Origin of the sequence: Rhizobium johnstonii 3841 (assembly GCF_000009265.1) — a bacterium.
GTDB classification, from domain to species: domain Bacteria; phylum Pseudomonadota; class Alphaproteobacteria; order Rhizobiales; family Rhizobiaceae; genus Rhizobium; species Rhizobium acaciae.
Window position 1 is genome coordinate 827,245 of sequence record NC_008380.1, and the last position, 21,850, is coordinate 849,094.

The 21,850-nt window shown below is 61.0% G+C and carries 15 protein-coding genes and 1 tRNA gene; 12 read left to right on the plus strand and 4 right to left on the minus strand.

The features are described 5' to 3' along the window. Positions 1 to 172 precede the first annotated feature (172 nt). Complete coding sequence (locus RL_RS04030; RefSeq protein WP_011650523.1) at positions 173 to 4,105, minus strand: ATP-binding protein; 3,933 nt, start codon at positions 4,103 to 4,105, stop codon at positions 173 to 175. 213 nt (positions 4,106 to 4,318) lie between these two features. Between RL_RS04030 and RL_RS04035 the strand changes: the two genes are divergently transcribed. Together RL_RS04035 and RL_RS04040 are read left to right on the plus strand one after the other, a co-directional pair. Then, positions 4,319 to 4,768, plus strand: a complete 450-nt coding sequence (locus RL_RS04035; RefSeq protein WP_003545621.1) for a phasin — start codon at positions 4,319 to 4,321, stop codon at positions 4,766 to 4,768. A 130-nt stretch (positions 4,769 to 4,898) separates the two neighbouring features. Continuing rightward, positions 4,899 to 4,975 (plus strand) — tRNA-His (locus RL_RS04040). A gap of 325 nt (positions 4,976 to 5,300) precedes the next feature. Here the strand turns inward: RL_RS04040 and RL_RS04045 are convergent. Then, complete coding sequence (locus tag RL_RS04045) at positions 5,301 to 6,314, minus strand: nucleotidyltransferase and HEPN domain-containing protein (RefSeq protein ID WP_011650524.1); 1,014 nt, start codon at positions 6,312 to 6,314, stop codon at positions 5,301 to 5,303. Between the two features lie 315 nt (positions 6,315 to 6,629). Here RL_RS04045 and traA point away from each other — a divergent pair, with 315 nt between their 5' ends. From traA to RL_RS40055, 3 genes are all read left to right on the plus strand, one after another. After that, on the plus strand, positions 6,630 to 11,255 hold the full coding sequence (gene traA, locus RL_RS04050) for a Ti-type conjugative transfer relaxase TraA (protein WP_011650525.1): 4,626 nt from the start codon (positions 6,630 to 6,632) through the stop codon (positions 11,253 to 11,255). Between the two features lie 311 nt (positions 11,256 to 11,566). Continuing rightward, positions 11,567 to 12,010 carry a DUF4174 domain-containing protein gene (locus tag RL_RS04055; protein WP_011650526.1) on the plus strand — a complete coding sequence of 148 codons (444 nt, stop codon included), beginning with the start codon at positions 11,567 to 11,569 and terminating at the stop codon, positions 12,008 to 12,010. Between the two features lie 56 nt (positions 12,011 to 12,066). Then, complete coding sequence (locus tag RL_RS40055; RefSeq protein WP_017992985.1) at positions 12,067 to 12,234, plus strand: hypothetical protein; 168 nt, start codon at positions 12,067 to 12,069, stop codon at positions 12,232 to 12,234. On the opposite strand, the gene RL_RS04060 is transcribed toward RL_RS40055, so the two are convergent. After that, positions 12,231 to 13,112 (minus strand): LysR family transcriptional regulator, encoded by an 882-nt coding sequence (locus RL_RS04060; RefSeq protein WP_011650527.1) that lies wholly within the window; start codon positions 13,110 to 13,112, stop codon positions 12,231 to 12,233. The genes RL_RS40055 and RL_RS04060 overlap by 4 nt on opposite strands. Then, positions 13,109 to 13,423, minus strand: coding sequence for a putative quinol monooxygenase (locus RL_RS04065; protein WP_011650528.1), 315 nt, complete (start codon positions 13,421 to 13,423; stop codon positions 13,109 to 13,111). Before RL_RS04065 ends, RL_RS04060 begins: the two co-directional genes overlap by 4 nt. A gap of 193 nt (positions 13,424 to 13,616) precedes the next feature. Between RL_RS04065 and RL_RS04070 the strand changes: the two genes are divergently transcribed. The 7 genes from RL_RS04070 to RL_RS04100 all read left to right on the plus strand — a co-directional run bounded on the left by RL_RS04070 (position 13,617) and on the right by RL_RS04100 (position 21,833). Next, positions 13,617 to 15,113 carry a CoA-acylating methylmalonate-semialdehyde dehydrogenase gene (locus RL_RS04070; protein WP_011650529.1) on the plus strand — a complete coding sequence of 499 codons (1,497 nt, stop codon included), beginning with the start codon at positions 13,617 to 13,619 and terminating at the stop codon, positions 15,111 to 15,113. Between the two features lie 344 nt (positions 15,114 to 15,457). After that, positions 15,458 to 15,940, plus strand: coding sequence for an iron-responsive transcriptional regulator RirA (rirA, locus tag RL_RS04075; RefSeq protein WP_003545647.1), 483 nt, complete (start codon positions 15,458 to 15,460; stop codon positions 15,938 to 15,940). A gap of 339 nt (positions 15,941 to 16,279) precedes the next feature. Then, on the plus strand, positions 16,280 to 17,875 hold the full coding sequence (locus tag RL_RS04080; RefSeq protein WP_003545648.1) for an ABC transporter substrate-binding protein: 1,596 nt from the start codon (positions 16,280 to 16,282) through the stop codon (positions 17,873 to 17,875). 87 nt (positions 17,876 to 17,962) lie between these two features. After that, positions 17,963 to 18,967, plus strand: a complete 1,005-nt coding sequence (locus RL_RS04085) for an ABC transporter permease subunit (protein WP_003545649.1) — start codon at positions 17,963 to 17,965, stop codon at positions 18,965 to 18,967. A gap of 9 nt (positions 18,968 to 18,976) precedes the next feature. After that, positions 18,977 to 19,867 (plus strand): ABC transporter permease subunit, encoded by an 891-nt coding sequence (locus RL_RS04090; RefSeq protein WP_003545650.1) that lies wholly within the window; start codon positions 18,977 to 18,979, stop codon positions 19,865 to 19,867. Next, positions 19,867 to 20,883 (plus strand): ABC transporter ATP-binding protein, encoded by a 1,017-nt coding sequence (locus tag RL_RS04095; protein ID WP_041936176.1) that lies wholly within the window; start codon positions 19,867 to 19,869, stop codon positions 20,881 to 20,883. The genes RL_RS04090 and RL_RS04095 overlap by 1 nt, the downstream gene beginning before the upstream one ends. Then, positions 20,880 to 21,833, plus strand: a complete 954-nt coding sequence (locus tag RL_RS04100) for a peptide ABC transporter ATP-binding protein (RefSeq protein ID WP_011650531.1) — start codon at positions 20,880 to 20,882, stop codon at positions 21,831 to 21,833. Before RL_RS04095 ends, RL_RS04100 begins: the two co-directional genes overlap by 4 nt. Positions 21,834 to 21,850 lie beyond the last annotated feature (17 nt).

Sequence of the window (21,850 nt, forward strand, 5' to 3'; positions counted from 1 at the left end):
GTCATGGAAACCTTTCGTTAAGAAAGGTTTGTCAAAGGTGAAGCTAACTTGGGGGCCGCACATGAACGATGCGGCCTGGGGCCTTCGGGCCTCCGAAACATGACGTTGATCGACTGAGCTCTTGTTGAACAGCACCAAATTCAAAGGCGGCCTCTTGGCTGCCTTTTCTTTATCAACCGGCCAGCACCCGCTGCGACGGGAAGGTGATCTCGACGAGCGTGCCCTCGTTCGGCGCCGAATTGATCGAGAAGGTCGCTCGGTTGGCATCCACCATCGCCTTGGTCAGCGGCAGGCCGAGCCCGGTGCCGTCGCCGCGATGACGCGATTGGGTCGAGGAGACCTGCCGGAACGGCTTCATCGCCTGGTCGAGCTCGCTGCGCGTCATGCCGATGCCGGTATCGCGGACCCTGAGGACAACGCTGCCATTCGCCTCATAGGACGTCGAAACGACGATTTGCCCGCCTGATGGCGTGAAGCGGATGGCGTTCGACAGGATGTTGAGCGCGATCTGCTTGATCGAGCGCAGATCCGCCACGACCTCGGGCACGGCATGCGACAGCGCCGTGCGGATGATGACGCGCTGGCTGTTCGCCTGCGGTTGCACCAGAGCCACGGCCTCGGAGACCGCCTCGTTGAGGCCGACGGCGGCAAAATCGAGATCCATCTCGCCCGCCTCGATCTTCGAAATGTCGAGCAGGTCGTTGACGATATCGAGGACGTGCCGGCCGGAGCGGCCGATGTCGTTGGCATATTCGATATAACGCGGATGGCCGATCGGCCCGAAGCGCTCACCGGCCATCATGTCGGAAAAGCCGATGATGGCGTTGAGCGGCGTGCGGATCTCGTGGCTGACGCGGGCGAGGAAATCGGTCTTATGGGCGTTGGCGGTTTCGGCCGCACCCTTGGCGTTGCGCAGCTCGTCCTCGGTGCGCTTCCACTGGGTAATATCGCGGATGACGGCGCAATAGCCGTTGGAGGATGTCAGCTGGCCCATCGTCATGAACAGCGGCACGAAACCGCCGGCGGCCTCGCGGCCGATCACTTCGCGCCCGTCGTTCAACACGCTTGCCACGCCATGGTCGGAGAGGCCGTTCAGATAGTCGATGACTGCCTTCTGGCTCTCATGGGCAAACAGCATGACGAAGGGTTTGCCGCGTGTCTCCTGTTCGTCGTAATTGAAAAGCGCGCTGGCCGACCGGTTCATCGAGCGGATGTCGCCCTCCGTGCCGATGACGACGACGCCGTCGGTCGCCGTTTCCAGGATCGAGCGCAATTCTTCCACTTCGACCTGGAGTTTGGCGACCTTCTCGACCATCCGCTCGGGGCGGCCTTCAGAGCGGCCTTCAGAGCGGCCCTCGGACCGGCCATCGGTCCGGTTTGCGTCGCTGCGGCCATCTTCCTTGCCTTCCACCGGCATCAGCGCCAGCATCAGGGCGTTGGCGTCTTCCCAGCGCACCGACTGCAGCCGCGCGGTTACCGGCGCCAGCGTATCGTCGGCCTTGACGAGCATCATGGTGCCGGAGCCTGCGGCCTTCTCCTCAAGTTCGCGGCGCTGCAGCAGGGCTTCGATGCCGCCCACTTCGCGCAATGCCTCGAGCGAACCGTAGCCCGTCAACCGCATGAATTCCGGATTGGCATGGATCAGCGCATCGCCGATATGGATGAGCACGGCAACAGGCAGTTGATCGACCGTTCCCACCGACAGCCCGTCCGTCATCTTGATGCGCGGCGGGATAAAGCTGGTGAGAACCTCGATCTGGCTGGCCGTCTCCTCCAGCCCTTCCGTTGCCTCGTCCTCGGCGATGACAGCCGGTTCTTCGGCGGCGTCATCGTCTTCGCGCTCCGCCTCGACGGCATTCTCGAAGATCGCTTCCTGCGGCGTGATCTCCTTGAGCGACGGTATGTCTGCGTCGTCGGCGGTGGGTGTTTCGGCCTCGAACGCTTCGGGTCCGGAGGCCTCTTCGAAGCCGGCCATTTCCGTGACGGCGGGTTCCGCCGGCACCGTGGCGCTGGGTTCCATCGGCGCCGAGGCGGCAGGTTCTTCCTTGCGGGTGCCGAAGGCTTCGAGCCGTTTGGCGATCTCGCGGAAATTGGCCTGTTCGGCAGCCGTCAGTCCGGCGCCGCTGTTGTGGAGCTGAACGATCTTGTCGGAGAAACGGCGATTGGGCGTTTCCGAAATCCGAAGCGCCGGCGGCTCTTGCGGAAGTTCCGCTACCGGCTCGGCGGCGGAAACGTCGCCGGCATCGGCGCTGCCTTCCGCTTTTTCTGCAGCACTTTCCTGGGCAGGTGTCTCGATGGCCGCCTGCTCGGTAGAAATCTCTTCCGGCGCTGGCTCCGTCTGTGGTTCGCTTGCCGTAACCGCCTGATCCTCGACCTCCTGCGTCGGGGCGGGATCGATCACGGGCTCTTCAAGTACTGTCTCCGCTTCGTGTGCCACCTCGGCAATGGTCTCGGCGGGCGGGCCGAGGCTCGCTGCATCATGGCCGATTCCATCAGGGCCGAGTGTCAGGCCGAGCGCCAGCGGATCTTCCTGCGCATCGGAAAGCCGCACGACGCCGAAGCCGCGGAAGCCATCGAAGTCGCGGTTGCGGGTATAGGTGGGCAGCGCCGCCAGATCGACCGGAACGACGAGGCTGGTGCCTTCGACCGGCCAGAGGATCGTCTTGCCCGACCATGTGTCGCGGCGGGCGAGCGCCTCGGAAAGCTTGCCGTCAGGATCGAGATTGAAGAGGGCGGCGACGTCGCCGAAGGGAGAGCCGATGATGTCGGACGCATGCGGACCGACGGCCTCGGCAAATTCGTGGCTGACCTCGGTGAACCGGCCTTCGGCGTCGATCTTCCAGACGAAGCGCGTAGCGCGGCTGTTCGGTCTGAAGACGAAGCCGGGCTCAGCCGCAAGCTGAGGGGCAGGGGGCACGTCGGCGACCACAAGCGTTGCGATGACGGGCTCTTCATGGACCACTTCCGGCGTGTCTTCGATAGGCGTTTCGCTGGCTTCGGCAGGCAGTTCCGCCGTCGTCAGCGTTTCCACCGTCTCCGCAATGGAGGCCACATCGTCCTCGATGACCGCGGCGGGCTCGGAGGCCTCATCCGCGCCGCTATCGATCATGTCGCCATCGCTCTCCGGCTTCGCATCCGCGGCAGGGTGCGTCTCTTCAATCGCCTCCTCTGCGGATGCCGCGGCTGTTTCGGCGGGCTGTTCGCTTTCGCCGGCGATCTCCTCGAGAGTCTCCTCTACCTCTTCGATCCCGGAGACCGCGTCGATGATTTCGGTGAAGCCTGTAGCGGCGACAGGTTCGTCCTGAAGCGCTTCGGCCGGCGGCGCGCTTTCTTCCTGTGCGGGCGCATCGACCGGGTCGAGCGCGGGCGCATCGACGGGATCGAGCGTGGGCGCATCGACTGGATCGAGCGCGGGCGCGTCCAGCGGGTCGAGATGACCGATCGCGGTCTCCACCGCAAAGAGCAGATTGAGCGCCGGATCGTCGCTGAGCTTGCCGACCGCGGCCGGAAGATTGCCTCTGCCGGTCGCGACAGGTCGCTTCACCAATCGGTCGGGATGGGCGCCGGCAAGGTTGATCAAGGTCTTTGCCGTCTGCTCGGAGATCCCGAGCGAGGCAAAGCCCGGCGAAGCCGCGATGACCTCGCCATTGGCGCCGATCACCGCCATATGCGTGTCGGGATCATCAAGTCCCTGCAGCATCTGGGCCGCCGATGCGCCGGCCGCGAGCGGCTTTGCCGAGGCCGGCACCGAAAACAGGATGGCCTTTTCGCCCTGGGAAAGCCGGATCAGTTCGGCCGCCGCCTGCACCTGTGCACGCTGGAAGCCCTTCGCAACGCGGATCATCAGGCTGCGGCTGTCGCCGATATCGGTCAACTGGCGTGCCGCCGTTTCCAGCTGGCGGAAGGTGATGTCGGTGCGGTCGACCCCCTGATCGAGCAGGTCATAGACTGCCGAATGGCCGAAAAGCTCCGCACCCGCACCGTTCGCCCAGAGCAGGCGCGCAAGATCGGCCGAAAACAGCACCATGGCCTCGCCGCGTGAAAAGCGTTCCCGCACCCGTGCATGCACGGCGATATCGATGAACGGATATTGGACTGCGGGCATGTTCGAACCTTGTCGCTGTCGGCCTTCTTAAATTAACGGCTTATTAATAACTGCGGGGCGCATGCCGGTCCAGAAGAGGAGGGGGTTTTCGGCCGGAAAGGTTAACGTCTTGTGCGATGCACAATAATTGTTGCAATGCACAATGAAATGTCTTATATAAGCATCATCCAACAAACGCAGGCAGCGGCTGCCTCAACCCAAAGGATGCGACCCATGGCTACCATAAAGACCGACGACGTTTTTTCAATCGCTTCTTTCGACCCGTCCAAGTTCACGGAATCCTTCCGTGAATTCGCCGAAAAGGGCGCTCAGCAGTCGAAGGATGCCTATGCCAAGCTGAAGACCGCTGGCGAGGAAGCCGGCAAGACGCTCGAAGCCACCGTCCAGACGGCGCAGGCCGGCTCGGTCGAGATCGGCCTGAAGGCGATCGACATCCTGCGTATCAATTCCGAGAACTCGCTGTCGCACTTCGAAGCGCTGCTTGGCGTCAAGTCGCCGGCCGAATTCTTCGAGCTGCAGACCTCGTTCATCCGCAAGCAGGCCGAACTCACCGTCGAGCAGGCCAAGTCGATCCAGGAAACCACCAAGCAGGTGGCCGAAAAGCTCGCAAAGCCCTCCAAGGACGCCGCCGAAAAGGCCATGGCTTCCTTCAAGGTTGCCTGATCGGTCTTTACCGATCGGAGATAAAAGGCTGGACCTCGCGTCCAGCCTTTTTGTATATTGACGAGGAATGGGGCTTGAATTCATCTCCAAGTCCTCGTATGTGACCCCCGTCGCGCCAAGCGCGATTTATGCGGTTGTAGCTCAGTTGGTTAGAGCGCAGGTTTGTGGCACCTGAGGTCGGAGGTTCGAGACCCCCCAACCGTACCATCTCCCACTTGTCCATATCGAAGACATAGGTAACAGATCGTCCCTAAGACATGGGTGGCAACCTCGTGCCGAACGTGTCGTCGATCGTTCGCAAAATCCTCTGTTCGACGGCACGCGCACATCACCGGCCAGGCCCTTGACCAGCAGTTCTTGGATCTTCTGGCACCTGCGTGACTATCGCCTCGACCGGCTAAGGTAGTTGGTTGGCGCAACGCATCAGCCGCCGAGACCGATCCGTCGGCGCCTCCCGGTGGTCATCTTTGTAGCAATTGAAGATTTTGTAGCGGCTCGTGCCCGAGATGCCGAATTCCATTCACGCAGCTCGTCAACCGCATGACAGCGAATCTCGCTTGATTACGTCGCTGCCAGCTGTTCCTTTAAGGATCTCCAGGTGCCCTTTGCAAACCGTCTTGACCAGATCGAGAAGCACCGTCGTTCGCTCGTGAACCCAGCCTAACGCCTCCTCGCTGATCTCGTAATGTTTCGAATAGCGCGCCTTCACGTACGCCTCGTTCAGTGTGTTGAACCAGGCGCGTTCTTTGTGCTGATCACGCGGAAAGGCCTCGGCCAGACGACGGTCCTGCTCCTCAGCAAGCGAGCGCAGAAACTTGATGTTGTGCGATGGTGGGCCGTAGTTGGTCAGAGTCAGCAGGACGCAAGAGTAGGCTTGTTCGAGTGCTTGATGCAGGCTGAATGCGGACAGGTTTGACCAGGAGTCCCCGGTCCTTTCCGACTTGCTGAGTTGAAATTCAGCTGTTCCAAGAAAAGCGCTGGCTTCGGCAAACCTTTGCTCAAAATGCTCCTTCGCCAACCGCAGTCGATCCTCCGACGAAAGAGGCTCGGGCTGGGCCAGCGGCTCATCGTCGAGTTCGTAGAGAACAATGCCTTCCTTGCGAATGTCGGAGAAGAAATACTGCCCTTCCTTGAGGTAGGTATTCACCTCCCGTCTGGAATGCACGATGAAGCTCACCGGTGTTTCGATCGACTTATCGTGGATTAGCCGGTCAGCCGCCTTGTACCAAATTTCGGCGAACTCGCAGAGCTTGCGGTTGTTGACGATGATCAGCAGATCGAAATCGGAGCGATACCCCTTCATGGTAAAGGGTTCATCGACCCATCCACCCTTGGCGTAGGAGCCGAACAGGATGATCTTCAAGATCCTGCCGCGCTTCTTGAAGTCGGCCGTACCCTCTTTCAACGCGTCCTCGAATTCCTCGTGCAGGATTTCGAGAACCCGGCCGAGCTCTCGCTGTTTGCGAAGCGGCATATGTTCAAGCGACGATTTCATGAGCAATCGATAGGCGAAAGTTCCAATATCGTCTACTGGCAATTTTAGCATCGCTCAACTCCTGTTTTGCCCTTATGTCCCACCCGGTTGCCGACCCATGCTAGAGAGTGTTGAAGCTTTTCAAGCACGTAGGTGCAGAGACCGCCTGATCACGGCGTAGCTGGAACCCGTGCACTAGGGCGAACAAAGCGTGAAATAAGGTTCGGATTATACTATCTTGAATAAAACAGTTAAATCGCCTATTTGTCGCAGTTGATGGACCCGCGCGAAAACCGGAGACAAGCGCGGAGCGCGTCAGTCGCTCGGTCTGACTATTGTGAAAGAGCGATTTCGCTCGTTGGTGCAACCGAATATGCGAGGACAATCATGGCGATCATGTTCGTCAGAGCGCAGGTGATCAGCCGGGGCGCGGGACGCAACATCGTCGCGGCCGCCGCCTATCGTCATCGCACTAGGATGATGGACGAACTGGCCGGCACGTCGTTCAGCTATCGGCGCGGCGCCTCCGAGCTGATGCACGAGGAATTGGTCCTGCCGGATCAGGCGCCGGATTGGCTGCGGTCGGCGGTTGAGGGGCGTTCGGTCGCTGGTGCCAGTGAAGCGCTGTGGAACGCTGTTGAAGCTTTCGAGAAACTGGCAAACGCGCGGCTGGCGCGCGAGCTGATCATCGCGCTGCCGGAAGAGCTGACGCGGGCCGAGAACATCGCACTGGTGCGCGAATTCGTCGGTGATAATTTCACGTCCGAGGGAATGGTTGCCGATTGGGTCTACCACGACAAGGACGGCAATCCGCACCTCCATCTACTGACGACCGTGAGACCGCTGACGGAGGAGGGCTTCGGGCCGAAAAACACTCCTGTTTTGGGAGAGAATGGCAAGCCACTGCGTTTCTTCCCGCCCGGGCGGCCCGGGGGTCGGATTGTCTATAAGTCATGGGGCGGCGACAAGGAAACCTTGCAGGCCTGGAAGGTCGCCTGGGCGGAGACGGCCAACCGGCACCTGGCGCTTGCAGGCCACGAGATCCGGATCGATGGCCGCTCCTATGCCGAGCAGGGTCTCGATGGCATCGCGCAAAGACATCTCGGGCCGGAGAAGGCAGCCCTTTCCCGCCGGGGTGCCGAGATGTATTTCGCGCCGGCCGATCTCGCCCGCCGGCAGGAAATGGCCGACCGGTTGCTCGCCGATCCTGAGCTTCTGCTAAAGCAGCTCGGCAACGAACGCTCCACCTTCGATGAGCGCGATATCGCCAAGGCGCTGCACCGCACCGTCGACGATCCCGCGGTCTTCGCCAATATCCGGGCGCGGCTGATGGCGTCTGACGATTTGGTCCTCTTGAAGCCACAGCAGGTCGATGCCGAAACGGGAAAGATGGCCGAACCCGCCGTCTTCACCACGCGCGACATTCTTCGCATCGAATATGACATGGCGCGGTCGGCGCAGGTCTTGTCGGAACGTCGCGGTTTTGCCGTTTCGTCACGGCATGTCGCGGCCGCCGTCAAGAACGTCGAGACCCAGGATCCCGAAAAGCCTTTCAAGCTCGATGCAGAACAGGTGGACGCCATCCGTCATGTCGCCGGCGACAGCGGCATTGCGGCCATTGTCGGCCTTGCCGGTGCCGGCAAATCGACTCTGCTTGCCGGCGCACGTGTTGCCTGGGAAAGCGAAGGTCGCCGGGTGATCGGTGCTGCCCTTGCCGGCAAGGCCGCCGAAGGACTGGAAGATAGCTCCGGCATCAGATCGCGAACACTCGCCTCCTGGGAACTCATCTGGGCCAATGGACACGAGACGCTTCACCGCGGCGATGTGGTTGTCATCGATGAGGCCGGCATGGTGTCGTCGCAGCAAATGGCCCGCGTGCTGAAGCTCGTGGAACAGGCGGGGGCGAAAGTCGTGCTGGTCGGCGATGCGATGCAGCTCCAGCCGATCCAGGCGGGTGCGGCCTTCCGGGCGATAACCGAGCGCATCGGTTTTGCTGAACTCGCCGGCGTGCGCCGCCAGCGGGAGCCGTGGGCGCGCGAGGCATCGCGGCTTTTTGCGCGTGGCGAGACGGAGAAAGGTCTTGATGCCTATGCGCAGCAGGGCCACCTTGTCGAGGCAGAGACGCGAGACGAAGTCATCGCGCGGATCGTCGGCGACTGGACGAAGGCGCTCCGACAGGCAATCCGGAACTCTGCTGCGACGGGCAATGACGGCCGTCCTCGCGGCGATGAGCTTCTCGTGCTCGCCCACACCAATCAAGACGTGAAGCGTCTGAACGAAGCGCTGCGATCGGTGATGACGGGAGAGGGCGCGCTGGGTGAGGGCCGCTCATTCCAGACCGCACGTGGTGCACGGGAATTCGCTGCCGGCGACCGCATCATCTTCCTGGAGAATGCCCGTTTCCTCGAGCCCCGTGCTCCCCGCCTCGGCCCGCAATATGTGAAGAACGGCATGCTCGGTACGGTCGTTTCCACCGGGGACAAACGCGGTGATACACTGCTTTCGGTCCGTCTCGACAATGGCCGTGACGTCGTCATCAGTGAGGACAGTTATCGCAATGTCGATCACGGCTATGCCGCGACCATTCACAAGTCTCAAGGGTCGACCGTCGAGCGAACCTTCGTGCTCGCCACCGGCATGATGGATCAGCACCTGACCTATGTGTCGATGACCCGACATCGCGACCGCGCTGACCTCTATGCCGCGAAGGAAGATTTTGAGGCGAGGCCGGAATGGGGGAGGAAGCCGCGTGTCGATCATGCTGCCGGCGTGACCGGTGAGCTCGTGGAAACCGGACAAGCCAAATTCCGGCCGAATGATGAGGACGCCGACGACAGTCCTTATGCCGACGTAAAGACGGATGACGGAGCCGTCCATCGTCTCTGGGGTGTGAGCTTGCCGAAGGCGCTCGAAGAAGGTGGTGTCTCCCAGGGCGACACGGTGACCCTGCGCAAGGACGGTGTCGAGAAGGTCAAGGTTCAGGTTCCGATCGTCGATGAACAAACCGGCCAGAAGCGATTCGAGGAAAGAGAAGTCGACCGCAATGTCTGGACCGCCAGTCGGGTCGAAACCGTCGCAGAACGCCTGGAGCGCATCGAGCGGGAAAGCCATCGGCCGGACCTGTTCAAGCAGCTCACCCTGCGCCTGTCGCGCTCCGGCGCCAAGACGACCACGCTCGATTTTGAGAGCGAGGCCGGCTACCAGGCCCATGCCGACGACTTCGCCCGGCGTCGTGGGCTCGATCATCTTTCTCAAGCTGCGGCCGGCATGGAAGAGGAGGTTTCCCGGCGGTGGGCCGGGATTGCTGAGAAGCGCGAACAGCTGGCAAAGCTTTGGGAGCCGGCGAGCGTTGCGCTCGGATTTGCGATCGAGCGGGAACGGCGCGTCTCCTACAACGAGGCGCGAATTGAAACGCAAACTGTCTCGGATGCAGATGCTGCCCGTGTGCGGTATCTGATCGCACCCACCACGGAATTCGCCAGCAGCGTCGCCGAGGATGCGCGCCTGGCTCAGCTTTCGTCCCCGGCGTGGACGGAGCGGGAAGCCATCCTGCGGCCGTTGTTGGAGAAGATCTATCGTGACCCGGATGCGGCGCTGTCAGCGCTGAACGCGCTTTCCTCGGATATGAGCATCGAACCTCGCAGGCTTGCCGACGATCTTGCCGCAGCACCGGATCGGCTCGGCCGCCTGCGTGGTTCAGATCTGATCGTCGACGGCCGTGCGGCACGCGACGAACGCGGCGTGGCAACGGTGACCCTGGAAGAGTTGCTGCCGTTGGCCCGCGCTCATGCAACGGAGTTCCGAAGAAACGCCGTGCGGTTCGAAAGCCGCGAGCAACAACGCCGCGCCCATATGTCATTGCCAATCCCGGCGCTCTCGAAGACGGCGATGGCGCGTCTCGTCGAGATCGAGGCGGTACGCAAGCAAGGTGGTGACGACGCCTACAAGGCGGCCTTTGCGCTTGCCACCGAAGACCGCTCGCTCGTCCAGGAGGTCAAGGCGGTCAGCGAGGCGCTGAGCGCCCGCTTCGACTGGAGCGCGTTTACCTCGAAGGCCGATGCGGTTGCCGAACGCAATATGATCGAGCGTATGCCGGAAGACCTCACGGATGAAAGACGCGGAGAGCTTACGCGGCTGTTCGAGGCCGTGAAGCGCTTTGCCGACGAGCAGCATCTCGCCGAGCGGCGGGATCGTTCGAAGATCGTTGCCGGCGCCAGTGCCGATCCCGAGAAGGAGAATGTCCCCATGCTCGCCGCCGTCACTGAGTTTAAGACCCCTGTCGACGAGGAGGCGAGATCTCGTGTTCTCTCAGATCCTCTTTATCGTCAGCAGCGAGCAGCGCTGGCGGCCGTGGCAAGCACGATCTGGCGCGATCCGGCCGGTGTTGTCGGCAAGATCGAAGAATTGCTTCAGAAAGGCTTTGCCGCCGACCGCATCGCCGCTGCAGTGACCAACGATCCGGCCGCCTACGGTGCACTACGCGGCTCCGATCGCCTGATGGACCGGATGCTGGCTTCCGGCCGGGAGCGGAAGGAGGCAGTGCAGGCCGTGCCTGAAGCCGCCGCCCGCTTGCGCGCGCTCGGTTCGGCCTACGTCAATGTGCTCGATGGCGAACGCCAGGCTGTTGCCGAGGAGCGACGGCGCATGGCAGTCGCCATTCCCGGCCTGTCGAAGGCGGCGGAAGATGTGCTCACGCGGTTGACCACCGGGGCGAAGAACAACGGCCGCAAGAAGAATGCATCGGCCGCTTCGCTCGATCCCGACATTCGCCGGGAATTCGAGGCCGTCAGCCAGGCGCTCGACGAGCGATTCGGTCGTAGTGCCATCCTCCGAGACGAGAATGATCTCATCCACCACCTCCCACCGGTGCAGCGCCGCGCCTTCGAGGCGATGCAGGAAAAGCTGAAGGTCCTGCAGCAGGCAGTCCGCAGGGAAAGCAGTGAGCAGATCATCTCGGAACGGCGCCAGCGGGCTGTCAGCCGCGGGCGTGGCATCGACATGAATGGCCTTTAAACAAAACATGAGAGGCCATTTCTGTTGATCTGAATCCACAAATGATCAGTCTTGGCTGGAGTGTTCCGGTTGCATTATCCTGGCTGGGAAACGAACGGAAGGTGAAGAAGGTATAGCAGCTCAGACGAGCAGAATGCGTTTATCCAGATGCGTAGGCGATGGAGCGTGCCGGCGAAAATGCCAAACGACTAATTCCGATTGGAGCCGGATGCCGCTGCTCGAAGATCGTCGCCGACAAAGATACTGTTCCTATCGTTTCGATGGAACCCATGTCGCACCGGGTCGTTCTCCATGTTAACGGGAGAATATGCATGTCGAAAACCCTGCTCTACGGCGCGACCAAGATCGACGAGACGAACAGCGCTTATGCGCCGATCGAAAGCCTCGCCCAGTTCCAGTGGAAGAACCGCGTCTTCATCCTTTTCGCCGACAGGGATAATTCCCGCGCCGGCCGGCAGGAAAATCAGCTGCTGGCCAATCGCTCGGCCCTCGACGAGCGCGACCTAGTGGTGCTGAAGGTTTCGGGCACCGGCGTTCGAGCACTCTTCGGTGCGGTTGACGGCCTCGACGGCGAAGCGATCCGCCGCGATCTCGACGTGCCGGAGGTCGGCGAATTCGCCGCTTTCCTTCTCGGCAAGGACGGCACCGTCAAGCTCAAGGCTAGCGAGCCGATTACCGATGGCGAGCTCTTCGCCATCATCGACAGCATGCCGATGCGCGCTGCCGAATCGCTGAAGCCGGACAAGTTGTCCTGATATCGCTGAGAACCAAGATCACGAAGCAGAACCAAGATCATGAAAGGGAGGCGGTCATGTCCGTGCCCAACGAACCCATTCCAGACCAGCCGCCGATGCCCGGGCCCGGCTGGAAGCCGGTACCGCCGATCAAGGAGCCGGAGCCGGACAGGCTGCCTGACGAGGCACCCGTTCCCAATCCCGACGAGAACGACGAGCCGGCAAAACACGCTTTCGAGACCTAAAGAAAAATATGCCGTTCGGCGCTGACGAGTTCCTGGAGGAAATCGGCGACGCTCCTCACGCGTAGTAGGTCGCGCGCCGTTTCGTGATAGGTCGTCCAGTATGCGCGCCGGATCGAAACCTCGGGCAGGATGCGCTGGAGTTCCGGATACTGCCGGGCGATATAGTCGTGCAGGATGCCGATGCCGGCGCCTGTACGCACTGCCTCCGTCTGTCCGATCGCCGTCGAAATCTCGAAGCCTGCATCCCAGCTCCGCATCACTGCGCCGGAAAAATTCAGGGATGCGGTGAAGATCAGGTCTTCGACATAGCCGATGCGGCGATGCGCCTTGAGCGCGTCGATATCGGCAGGTGTTCCCTGGGACGCCAGATAATCCCGCGAGGCATAAAGGCCGAGCGTGTAATCCGTCAGCTTCGAGGAAACGAGCCGCCCTTGGTCCGGTCGCTCGAGCGTGATGGCGATATCGGCCTCGCGCAGCGAGAGCGAGAAAGAGCGCGGAACCGGCACGAGCTGGATCTTCAGTTCCGGATGGCGCTCGATCAACCTGCCCATGCGCGGCGCAAGAAAGGAAACACCGAAGCCGTCGGGCGCGCCGACGCGCACAGTCCCGGCAATTGCCGTATCTGTGTGGCCGAGGCTGGCCTGTGCTGCGAGCATTTCCGTTTCCATCCGCTCTGCGGATGCCAGGAACACTTCTCCTTCGGCCGTCAGCTCGCAGCCATTCGTGCGGCGGATGAAAAGCCGCGTCTTCAGCGCCTCTTCGAGCGAAGTCAGCCGGCGCGAGAGCGTGGCGTGATTGAGGCCCAGCCGCTTCGAGGCGGCAAGGATTTGTCCGGTGCGGGCGACAGCGAGGAAAATTCGGACATCGTCCCAGTTCATGGCTTGGCACGCATTGCGATCGGATCGACCTCGATAAGCGTCAGCGATGTGACCATGTGCGCCGTCTGGTTTTTGTACTTAAGGAAGTGCGGTGTTCGCAGATGGGCCTCGTATGCTTCCTGGTCGGCGTAGACCTCAAGGATACGGATCCGGTTTGGGTTGTCCCTGATGGAAACAGCGCTCAGGGAAAGGACGCCGTCTTCCAGCGCTAGGGATGCTTCGATTTCTTCCGTGAGCAATGCGCGATAGGTTTCAAGCGTGTCCGGATCGATCTCCAGCTCCGCCATTCTGACAACGGGTTTGCGGCTCATCGGTTTGACCTCCCCCAGGGTTTGACTTGTCGGCGTTTGACTTGTTGGCGTGCCGTGCCAAGTTTGAAAGCAGCGGCAGCGCCTGATGCAACGATAGAGCTATAATTTGCGCACAACGGTTGCTTATATCAGCGCATTGATTTGTGCAAATTGAAGTGCGATTGTCGGCCATCCAAAAACAGGAGGAACACCCATGCGTGAGATCGGTCATTTCATCGGCGGCAAACAGGTTGCCGGCACCAGCGGCCGCGTAAGCAACGTCTACAATCCGGCAACCGGCGAAGTCCAGGCGACGGTCGCGCTCGCAAGCGTCGAGGAATTGCGCGCCGCGGTTGAAAACGCCAAGGCTGCGCAGCCGAAATGGGCCGCCACCAATCCGCAGCGCCGCGCCCGCGTCTTCTTCAAATTCGTCGAACTCCTGAACAAGCATATGGATGAGCTTGCCGAAATCCTCTCCAAGGAGCACGGCAAGACGATCGAGGATGCCAAGGGCGACGTCATCCGTGGCCTCGAAGTCTGTGAATTCGTCTGCGGCATTCCCCATCTCGCCAAGGGCGAGTTTACCGAAGGCGCCGGGCCGGCGATCGACATGTATTCGATCCGCCAGCCGGTCGGCATCGGCGCCGGCATTACGCCCTTCAATTTCCCGGGCATGATCCCGATGTGGATGTTTGCGCCGGCGATCGCCTGCGGCAACGCCTTTATCCTGAAGCCCTCCGAGCGCGATCCCTCCCTGCCGATCCGTCTCGCCGAACTGATGATCGAGGCCGGTTTGCCGGCCGGCATCCTCAACGTCGTCAATGGCGATAAGGGTGCCGTCGATGCGATCCTCACCGATCCCGATATCGGCGCCGTCTCCTTCGTCGGCTCGACGCCGATCGCCCGCTACGTCTATGGCACCGCGGCGATGAACGGCAAACGCGCCCAGTGCTTCGGCGGCGCCAAGAACCATATGATCATCATGCCGGATGCTGACCTGGATCAGGCCGTCAACGCGCTGATGGGCGCAGGCTACGGTTCGGCTGGCGAGCGCTGCATGGCGATCTCTGTTGCCGTTCCGGTCGGCGAGGAGACTGCCAACCGCCTCGTCGAAAAGCTGACGCCGAAGATCGAATCCCTGCGCATCGGACCCTATACCGACGACAAGGCCGACATGGGCCCGCTCGTTACCAAGGAAGCCTATACCCGTGTTCGCGGCCTGATCGACCGCGGCATCGAGGAAGGCGCCAAGCTCGTCGTCGACGGCCGCGATTTCAAACTCCAGGGCTATGAAGACGGCTACTTCGTCGGCGGTTGCCTGTTCGATCACGTCACGCCTGACATGGATATCTATAAGACCGAGATCTTCGGACCTGTCCTCTCCGTCGTTCGTGCCCAGAACTACGAGGAGGCGCTGTCGCTGCCGATGAAGCACGAATATGGCAACGGCGTCGCCATCTTCACGCGTGACGGCGATGCCGCCCGCGATTTTGCCTCACGCATCAATATCGGCATGATCGGCATCAACGTCCCGATCCCGGTTCCGCTCGCCTACCACTCCTTCGGCGGCTGGAAGGCCTCGAGCTTCGGCGACCTCAACCAGCACGGCACGGATTCGATCAAGTTCTGGACGAAGACCAAGACCGTCACCGCCCGCTGGCCCTCGGGCATCAAGAGCGGCGCTGAATTCGTCATGCCGACGATGAAGTGATCTTCACGACATTCCAATCTGAAATCTGTAATTCGGGAGCCTTTTGGCTCCCGAATCTTTCCTCGTCATGCTGATTGCCGGCGATATCGGTCCGGCGTCGAGGATGTCCTGAAACAAGGGCGCGGTCTGCTCGACATCTCCTATTCCCCCAGTGCCGAGGTCAAACTGATGTGCAAGGCATGCCCGAGCCCAGGCGAGCCATCCTCGATTACATCAGCATCCTGGAGCGGGATTGACCTCGCGGCAAATGGCCTCATAAGCTGAATGCGAATTTCATATTTTGGAATTGTTCAAAACTAGCAAACCGCCTATATAGGTCTGAACAGACGAGTCAGGAGAATGGCATGCGGTTGACGAAGCAGACGAACTATGCGGTTCGCATGTTGATGTATTGTGCTGCCAACGACGGGCACTTGAGCCGGATTCCGGAAATCGCCAGGGCCTATGGCGTTTCCGAGCTCTTTCTTTTCAAGATCCTTCAGCCGCTGAACAAGGCGGGTCTGGTCGAAACCGTGCGCGGTCGCAACGGTGGCGTGCGCTTGGGCAAACCGGCTGCCGATATTAGTCTTTTCGACGTCGTTCGGGTGACGGAAGACAGTTTCGCCATGGCCGAATGCTTCGAGGACGACGGCGAGGTCGAATGCCCCCTGGTCGACAGCTGCGGTTTGAATTCGGCGCTGCGCAAGGCGCTCAACGCTTTCTTTGCGGTACTTTCGGAATATTCCATCGACGACCTCGTCAAGGCGCGTCCGCAGATCAACTTCCTTCTCGGAATCACCGGCGAGCCCGCCTATCGCAAACCCGCGATCGTTGCCCCCGCCGCCTGATCAAAAGACCAGGATGAACTTCTGAACCGCGGTTGCCCCCAGCAACCGCGGTTTTTGTTTTTGCGGGCATCTCTCATGGCCTCCGGAACGGCGAAATGCCGGCTGTGTGTCGCGATGGGCGCGTTTTTATACCAAATGCGACAAAATTTCGGTCTTTTTTGTGCGAATATTTCCGAATGAGGCTGATTTTTGACGGAAAATTTCTAAAATTGTCCAGCTGGAAAAATTTTCTGCGTAGCCCGTTGCTTTCAGTAAATAAATATCGTTCCATCGAGCGTCGATCGAGATGGCAATCTACGGTCTCCAAACATCAAAAAAGAACAACCGGGAAACAATATTATGAAAAAGATCTCTGTCCTGCTGGCAGCGACGGCCTTGATTTCCGTCATGGCGACGTCGGCCTGGTCCAAGACCCTTGTTTATTGCTCCGAGGGCTCGCCGGAAGGCTTCGACCCCAGCCTCTATACGGCAGGCACGACCTTCGACGCGTCGTCGCGCACGGTCTATAGCCGTCTCGTCGAATTCAAGCATGGCGGGACCGAGATCGAGCCGGGCCTGGCCGACAGCTGGAGCGTTTCGGCCGATGGCACGGAATACACCTTCAAGCTTCATCCTGGCGTCAAGTACCAGACCACCGACTTCTTCACGCCGACGCGTGACTTCAATGCCGACGACGTCATCTTCTCGTTCGAGCGTCAGCTCAAGGCTGACAATCCGTGGAACAAGTATGTCGAGGGCGGCTCTTACGAATACGCCGCCGGCATGGGCTTTCCCGAGCTGATCAAGTCGATCGAGAAGGTCGATGACCTCACCGTCAAGTTTGTCCTCAATCATCCCGAAGCGCCGTTCCTCGCCGATCTCGCCATGGACTTCGCCTCGATCGTCTCCAAGGAATATGCCGACAAGCTTGCCGCCGACGGCAAGATGGCGCAGCTCAACCAGCAGCCGCTCGGCACCGGCCCGTTCACCTTCGTCGCCTACCAGCCGGATGCCGTCATCCGCTACAAGGCGAACGAAACCTATTTCAAGGGCAAGGAAAAGATCGACGATCTGGTTTTCGCGATCACCTCTGATGCTGCCGTCCGCGCGCAGAAGCTGAAGGCCGGCGAATGCCACCTCATTCCTTATCCGAATGCGGCCGACGTCTCCGAACTCAAGAAGGACGAGAACCTGACCGTGCTCGAGCAGGCCGGCCTGAACGTTTCGTATCTCGCCTACAACACCTTGATTGCTCCCTTCGACAAGGCCGAAGTCCGCAAAGCGCTGAACATGGCGATCAACAAGCAGGCGATCGTCGACGCCGTCTTCCAGGGTGCCGCAGCTGTTGCCAAGAACCCGATCCCGCCGACGATGTGGTCCTATAATGATGCCGTCGTAGACGACAAGTACGATCCCGATGCGTCGAAGAAGATGCTGGCAGATGCCGGCGTCAAGGATCTGAAGATGAAGATCTGGGCGATGCCGGTTTCGCGTCCGTACATGTTGAACGCGCGCCGCGCCGCTGAATTGATGCAGGCCGACTTGGCCAAGGTCGGTGTCGATGCAGAAATCGTCACCCATGAATGGGCCGAATATCTGAAGCTCTCGTCCGACAAGAATCGCGACGGTGCCGTCATCCTTGGCTGGACCGGCGACAACGGCGACCCTGACAACTTCATGGATACGTTGCTTGGCTGCGATGCTGTCGGCGGCAACAACCGCGCTCAGTGGTGCAACAAGGAATTCGACGATCTGATGACGAAGGCCAAGCTGACGGCCGACGTCGCCGAGCGCACGAAGGCCTATGAGCAGGCTCAGCTGATCTTCAAGAAGGAAGCTCCCTGGAATACGCTCGACCACTCATTGGTCTTCGTTCCGATGAGCAAGAAGGTCTCGGGATTCTTCATGGACCCGCTCGGAATTCACCGCTTCGACGGTGTGGACATTTCCGAATAATAAAAAATCTGTAAACTGCCCGGTCAACGCCGGGTGCGGCCGGCGGTCAGGTTCCCCTGACCGCCGGAAACTATTGGAAAACCTGCTATGTTGCGTTTTTTCATCGGCCGCCTCGCGGTGCTGATCCCGACATTCCTTGGCGTTTCGCTGATAGCCTTCTCGTTCATCCGCATGATCCCCGGCGACCCCGTCATGCTTTTGTCGGGTGAACGTGTGATGGCGCCGGAACGCCACGCCCAGATCATGCACGATCTCGGCTTCGACCGGCCCATATATGTGCAGTATTTCGATTATCTCGGAAAAGTGCTGCAAGGCGATCTCGGCACCTCGATCGTCACCAAGCGGCCCGTTCTCGGCGAGTTCTTCACATTGTTCCCGGCAACGCTGGAGCTTTCGCTCTGTGCCATCATCATCGCCGTCTGTCTTGGCGTGCCCGCCGGCGTCTTTGCGGCCGTCAAGCGAGGCACGTGGTTCGATCAGAGCGTGATGGGTGTTGCCCTCATCGGTTATTCCATGCCGATTTTCTGGTGGGGTCTGCTGCTCATCATCTTCTTCTCCGGCTATCTCGGCTGGACGCCGGTTTCCGGCCGCATCTCGCTGATGTATTTCTTCAAGCCGGTTACCGGTTTCATGTTGATCGACAGCCTGCTGTCGGGGCAGAAGGGAGCCTTCGCCTCGGCCGTCAGCTACCTCATTCTGCCGACCATCGTGCTGGCGACCATCCCGCTCGCCGTCATCGCGCGCCAGACGCGTTCGGCGATGCTCGAGGTTCTGGGTGAGGACTATGTCCGCACCGCGCGCTCGAAAGGCTTGAAGCCGCTACGCGTCGTCGGCGTGCATGCGCTGCGCAATGCAATGATCCCTGTCATCACCACGATCGGTCTGCAGATCGGCGTTCTTCTTGCCGGCGCCATCCTCACCGAGACGATCTTCTCTTGGCCGGGCATCGGCAAATGGATGGTCGATTCGGTCTTCAAGCGCGATTATGCCGTGGTCCAGGGTGGTCTTCTGCTGATCGCCGGCGTCATCATGCTGGTCAATCTGATTGTTGATGTTCTCTACGGCTTCATCAATCCGCGCATTCGTCATTAGGAGCGGTTCATGAGCACGGTCACCGTCAAAACCGGCCAGCCATCCGCTCTTGCGGAGTTCTGGCATTATTTCTCCCGCAACAAGGGCGCCGTCATCGGCCTCGTGGTGTTCACCATCATCCTGGTCGTCGCAGTCCTTGCGCCGCTCTTTGCGCCGCATGCGCCGAACGAGCAGAACCGTGCGGTGCTGCTGGCCGTGCCGGCCTGGATGGAGGGCGGCAGCGCCTCCTTCCCGCTCGGAACGGACGCCGTCGGCCGCGATATCCTTTCGCGCCTGATCTACGGCGCGCGGTTCTCGCTGTTCATCGGCGTCGTCGTCGTCACGCTTTCGGTCATTTCAGGCGTCCTGATCGGCCTCGTTGCCGGATTTTTCCGCGGCAAGGTCGATACCGCAATCATGCGCCTGATGGATATCATCCTGGCCTTCCCGTCGCTGCTGCTCGCTCTCGTTCTGGTGGCCGTGCTGGGACCCGGTCTCACCAACGCGATGATCGCGATTTCGCTGGTCAACCAGCCGCATTTCGTCCGGCTGACACGCGCCTCGGTCATTTCAGAGCGCGAGAAGGAATATGTCATCGCCTCGCGGGTCGCCGGTGCCGGCACCTTCCGGTTGATGTTCAAGACGATCCTGCCGAACTGTCTTGGGCCACTGATCGTTCAGGCGACGCTCGCCTTCTCGGCGGCGATTCTCGATGCCGCCGCCCTCGGCTTTCTCGGCATGGGCGCCCAGCCGCCGACACCCGAATGGGGGACCATGCTGGCCGAATCCCGTGAGTTCATCTCGCGCGCCTGGTGGGTGGTGACGTTTCCGGGTCTTGCCATCCTCATCACCGTTCTCGCCATCAACCTGATGGGCGACGGCCTGCGCGACGCGCTCGATCCCAAACTGAAGAGGTCGTGATGCCACTCCTCGAGATTGAAAATCTGACGGTCGAATTCCAGACCTCTTCCGGTCTCTTCCGCGCCGTCGACGGTGTGTCGCTTGCCTGCGACAAGGGTGAGATCCTGTCGGTCGTCGGCGAATCCGGCTCGGGTAAATCCGTTGCCATGCTGGCCCTCATGGGGCTTCTGCCCTGGACGGCGAAGATCACCGCCGACCGGATGCAGTTCGACGGCAAGGACCTTCGCGACATCTCCGCCCGCCAGCGCCGCAGGATCGTCGGCAAGGATATGGCGATGATCTTCCAGGAGCCGATGTCGAGCCTCAATCCTTGCTTCACGGTCGGCTTCCAGCTCGGCGAGACCCTGCGCTTCCATATGGGTCTCAACCGCAAGGAGCGCCGCCAACGCTCGATCGAGCTCTTGAACCTCGTCGGCATTCCGGCGCCGGAAGAGCGGCTGTCGAACTTCCCGCATCAGATGTCGGGCGGCATGAGCCAGCGCGTCATGATCGCCATGGCGCTCGCCTGCAATCCGAAGCTCCTGATCGCCGACGAGCCGACCACCGCGCTCGACGTGACGATCCAGGCACAGATCCTCGATCTGCTCGTTCGCCTGCAGAAGGAGCAGGGCATGGCGCTGGTGCTGATCACCCACGATATGGGTGTCGTCGCCGAAACCGCCGAACGCGTGCAGGTGCAATATGCCGGCCAGAAGGTCGAGGAACAGCCGGTGAGGGCACTGTTCCGCGATCCGCATCATCCCTATACCGCAGCTCTGCTCGCAGCCCTCCCCGAACGCGCCAAAGTCGGCCAGCGTCTTCCCTCGATCGCCGGTGTCGTTCCCGGCCAGCATGGTCGCCCGACAGGCTGTCTTTTCGCGCCGCGCTGCGGCTTCGCCACGGTCGAATGCGATCGCGGTGTCGTCCGCCAGGGACCGGAGCTCGGACTGGCGCTCTGCAACTATCCTTTGAAGGACGGCAAGCCGCTCGGACATCCCGGCGTCATGGCCGTTGAAACTGCAGGAGATCTCGTATGACGGGCGCTGTTCTCGAGGGCAGGGATCTCGCCCGTTTCTACACGGTCAACCGCGGTCTCTTCAAAGCCGACGCCACCGTCAAGGCGCTGAACGGCGTCAGCTTCAGCCTCCATTCCGGCAAGACGCTCGCCGTCGTCGGCGAATCCGGCTGTGGCAAGTCGACGCTCGCCCGCCTGGTCACGATGATCGAGAATCCGACATCGGGGCAATTGCTGATCGACGGCAAGCCCGCCCATGTCGGCGATCGCAGCCTGCGCAGCCAGGTGCAGATCGTCTTCCAGAACCCTTATGGCTCGCTCAACCCGCGCCAGAAGGTCGGCTCGATCCTCGAAGAGCCGCTGAAGATCAACACCAATCTCGACGCCGCCGCCCGCCGCCGCAAGGTGGAGGAGATGATGGCGCGCGTCGGCCTGCGTCCGGAGCATTATGGCCGTTACCCCCATATGTTCTCCGGCGGCCAGCGCCAGCGCATCGCCATTGCCCGCGCCCTGATACTGCGGCCGAAGGTACTGGTGCTCGACGAACCGGTCTCGGCGCTTGATCTCTCGATCCAGGCGCAGGTGCTGAACCTGTTGATGGACCTGCAGAAGGAGATGGGGCTTGCCTATCTCTTCATCTCGCACGGCCTGTCCGTCGTCCATCACATCGCCGACGAGGTGATGGTGATGTATCTCGGCCGTCCCGTGGAAACCGGTCCCGCCGCCGAGGTCTTCGCCAGGCCGCGCCACCCCTATACGGCAGCCTTGCTGTCGGCGACGCCGATCGCCGATCCCGATCGCGAAAAGACCCGCATCCGCCTGCAGGGCGAACTGCCTTCGCCGCTGAAGCCGCCGTCGGGCTGCCACTTCAATCCGCGCTGCTGGAAGGCGCAGGACCATTGTCGCCAGGTTTCTCCCGAACTAACTGGGGAAGGCGCACATCAATATGCCTGTCATTTCCCGCTCGATTGAGCGGGAACGCAGGTTTG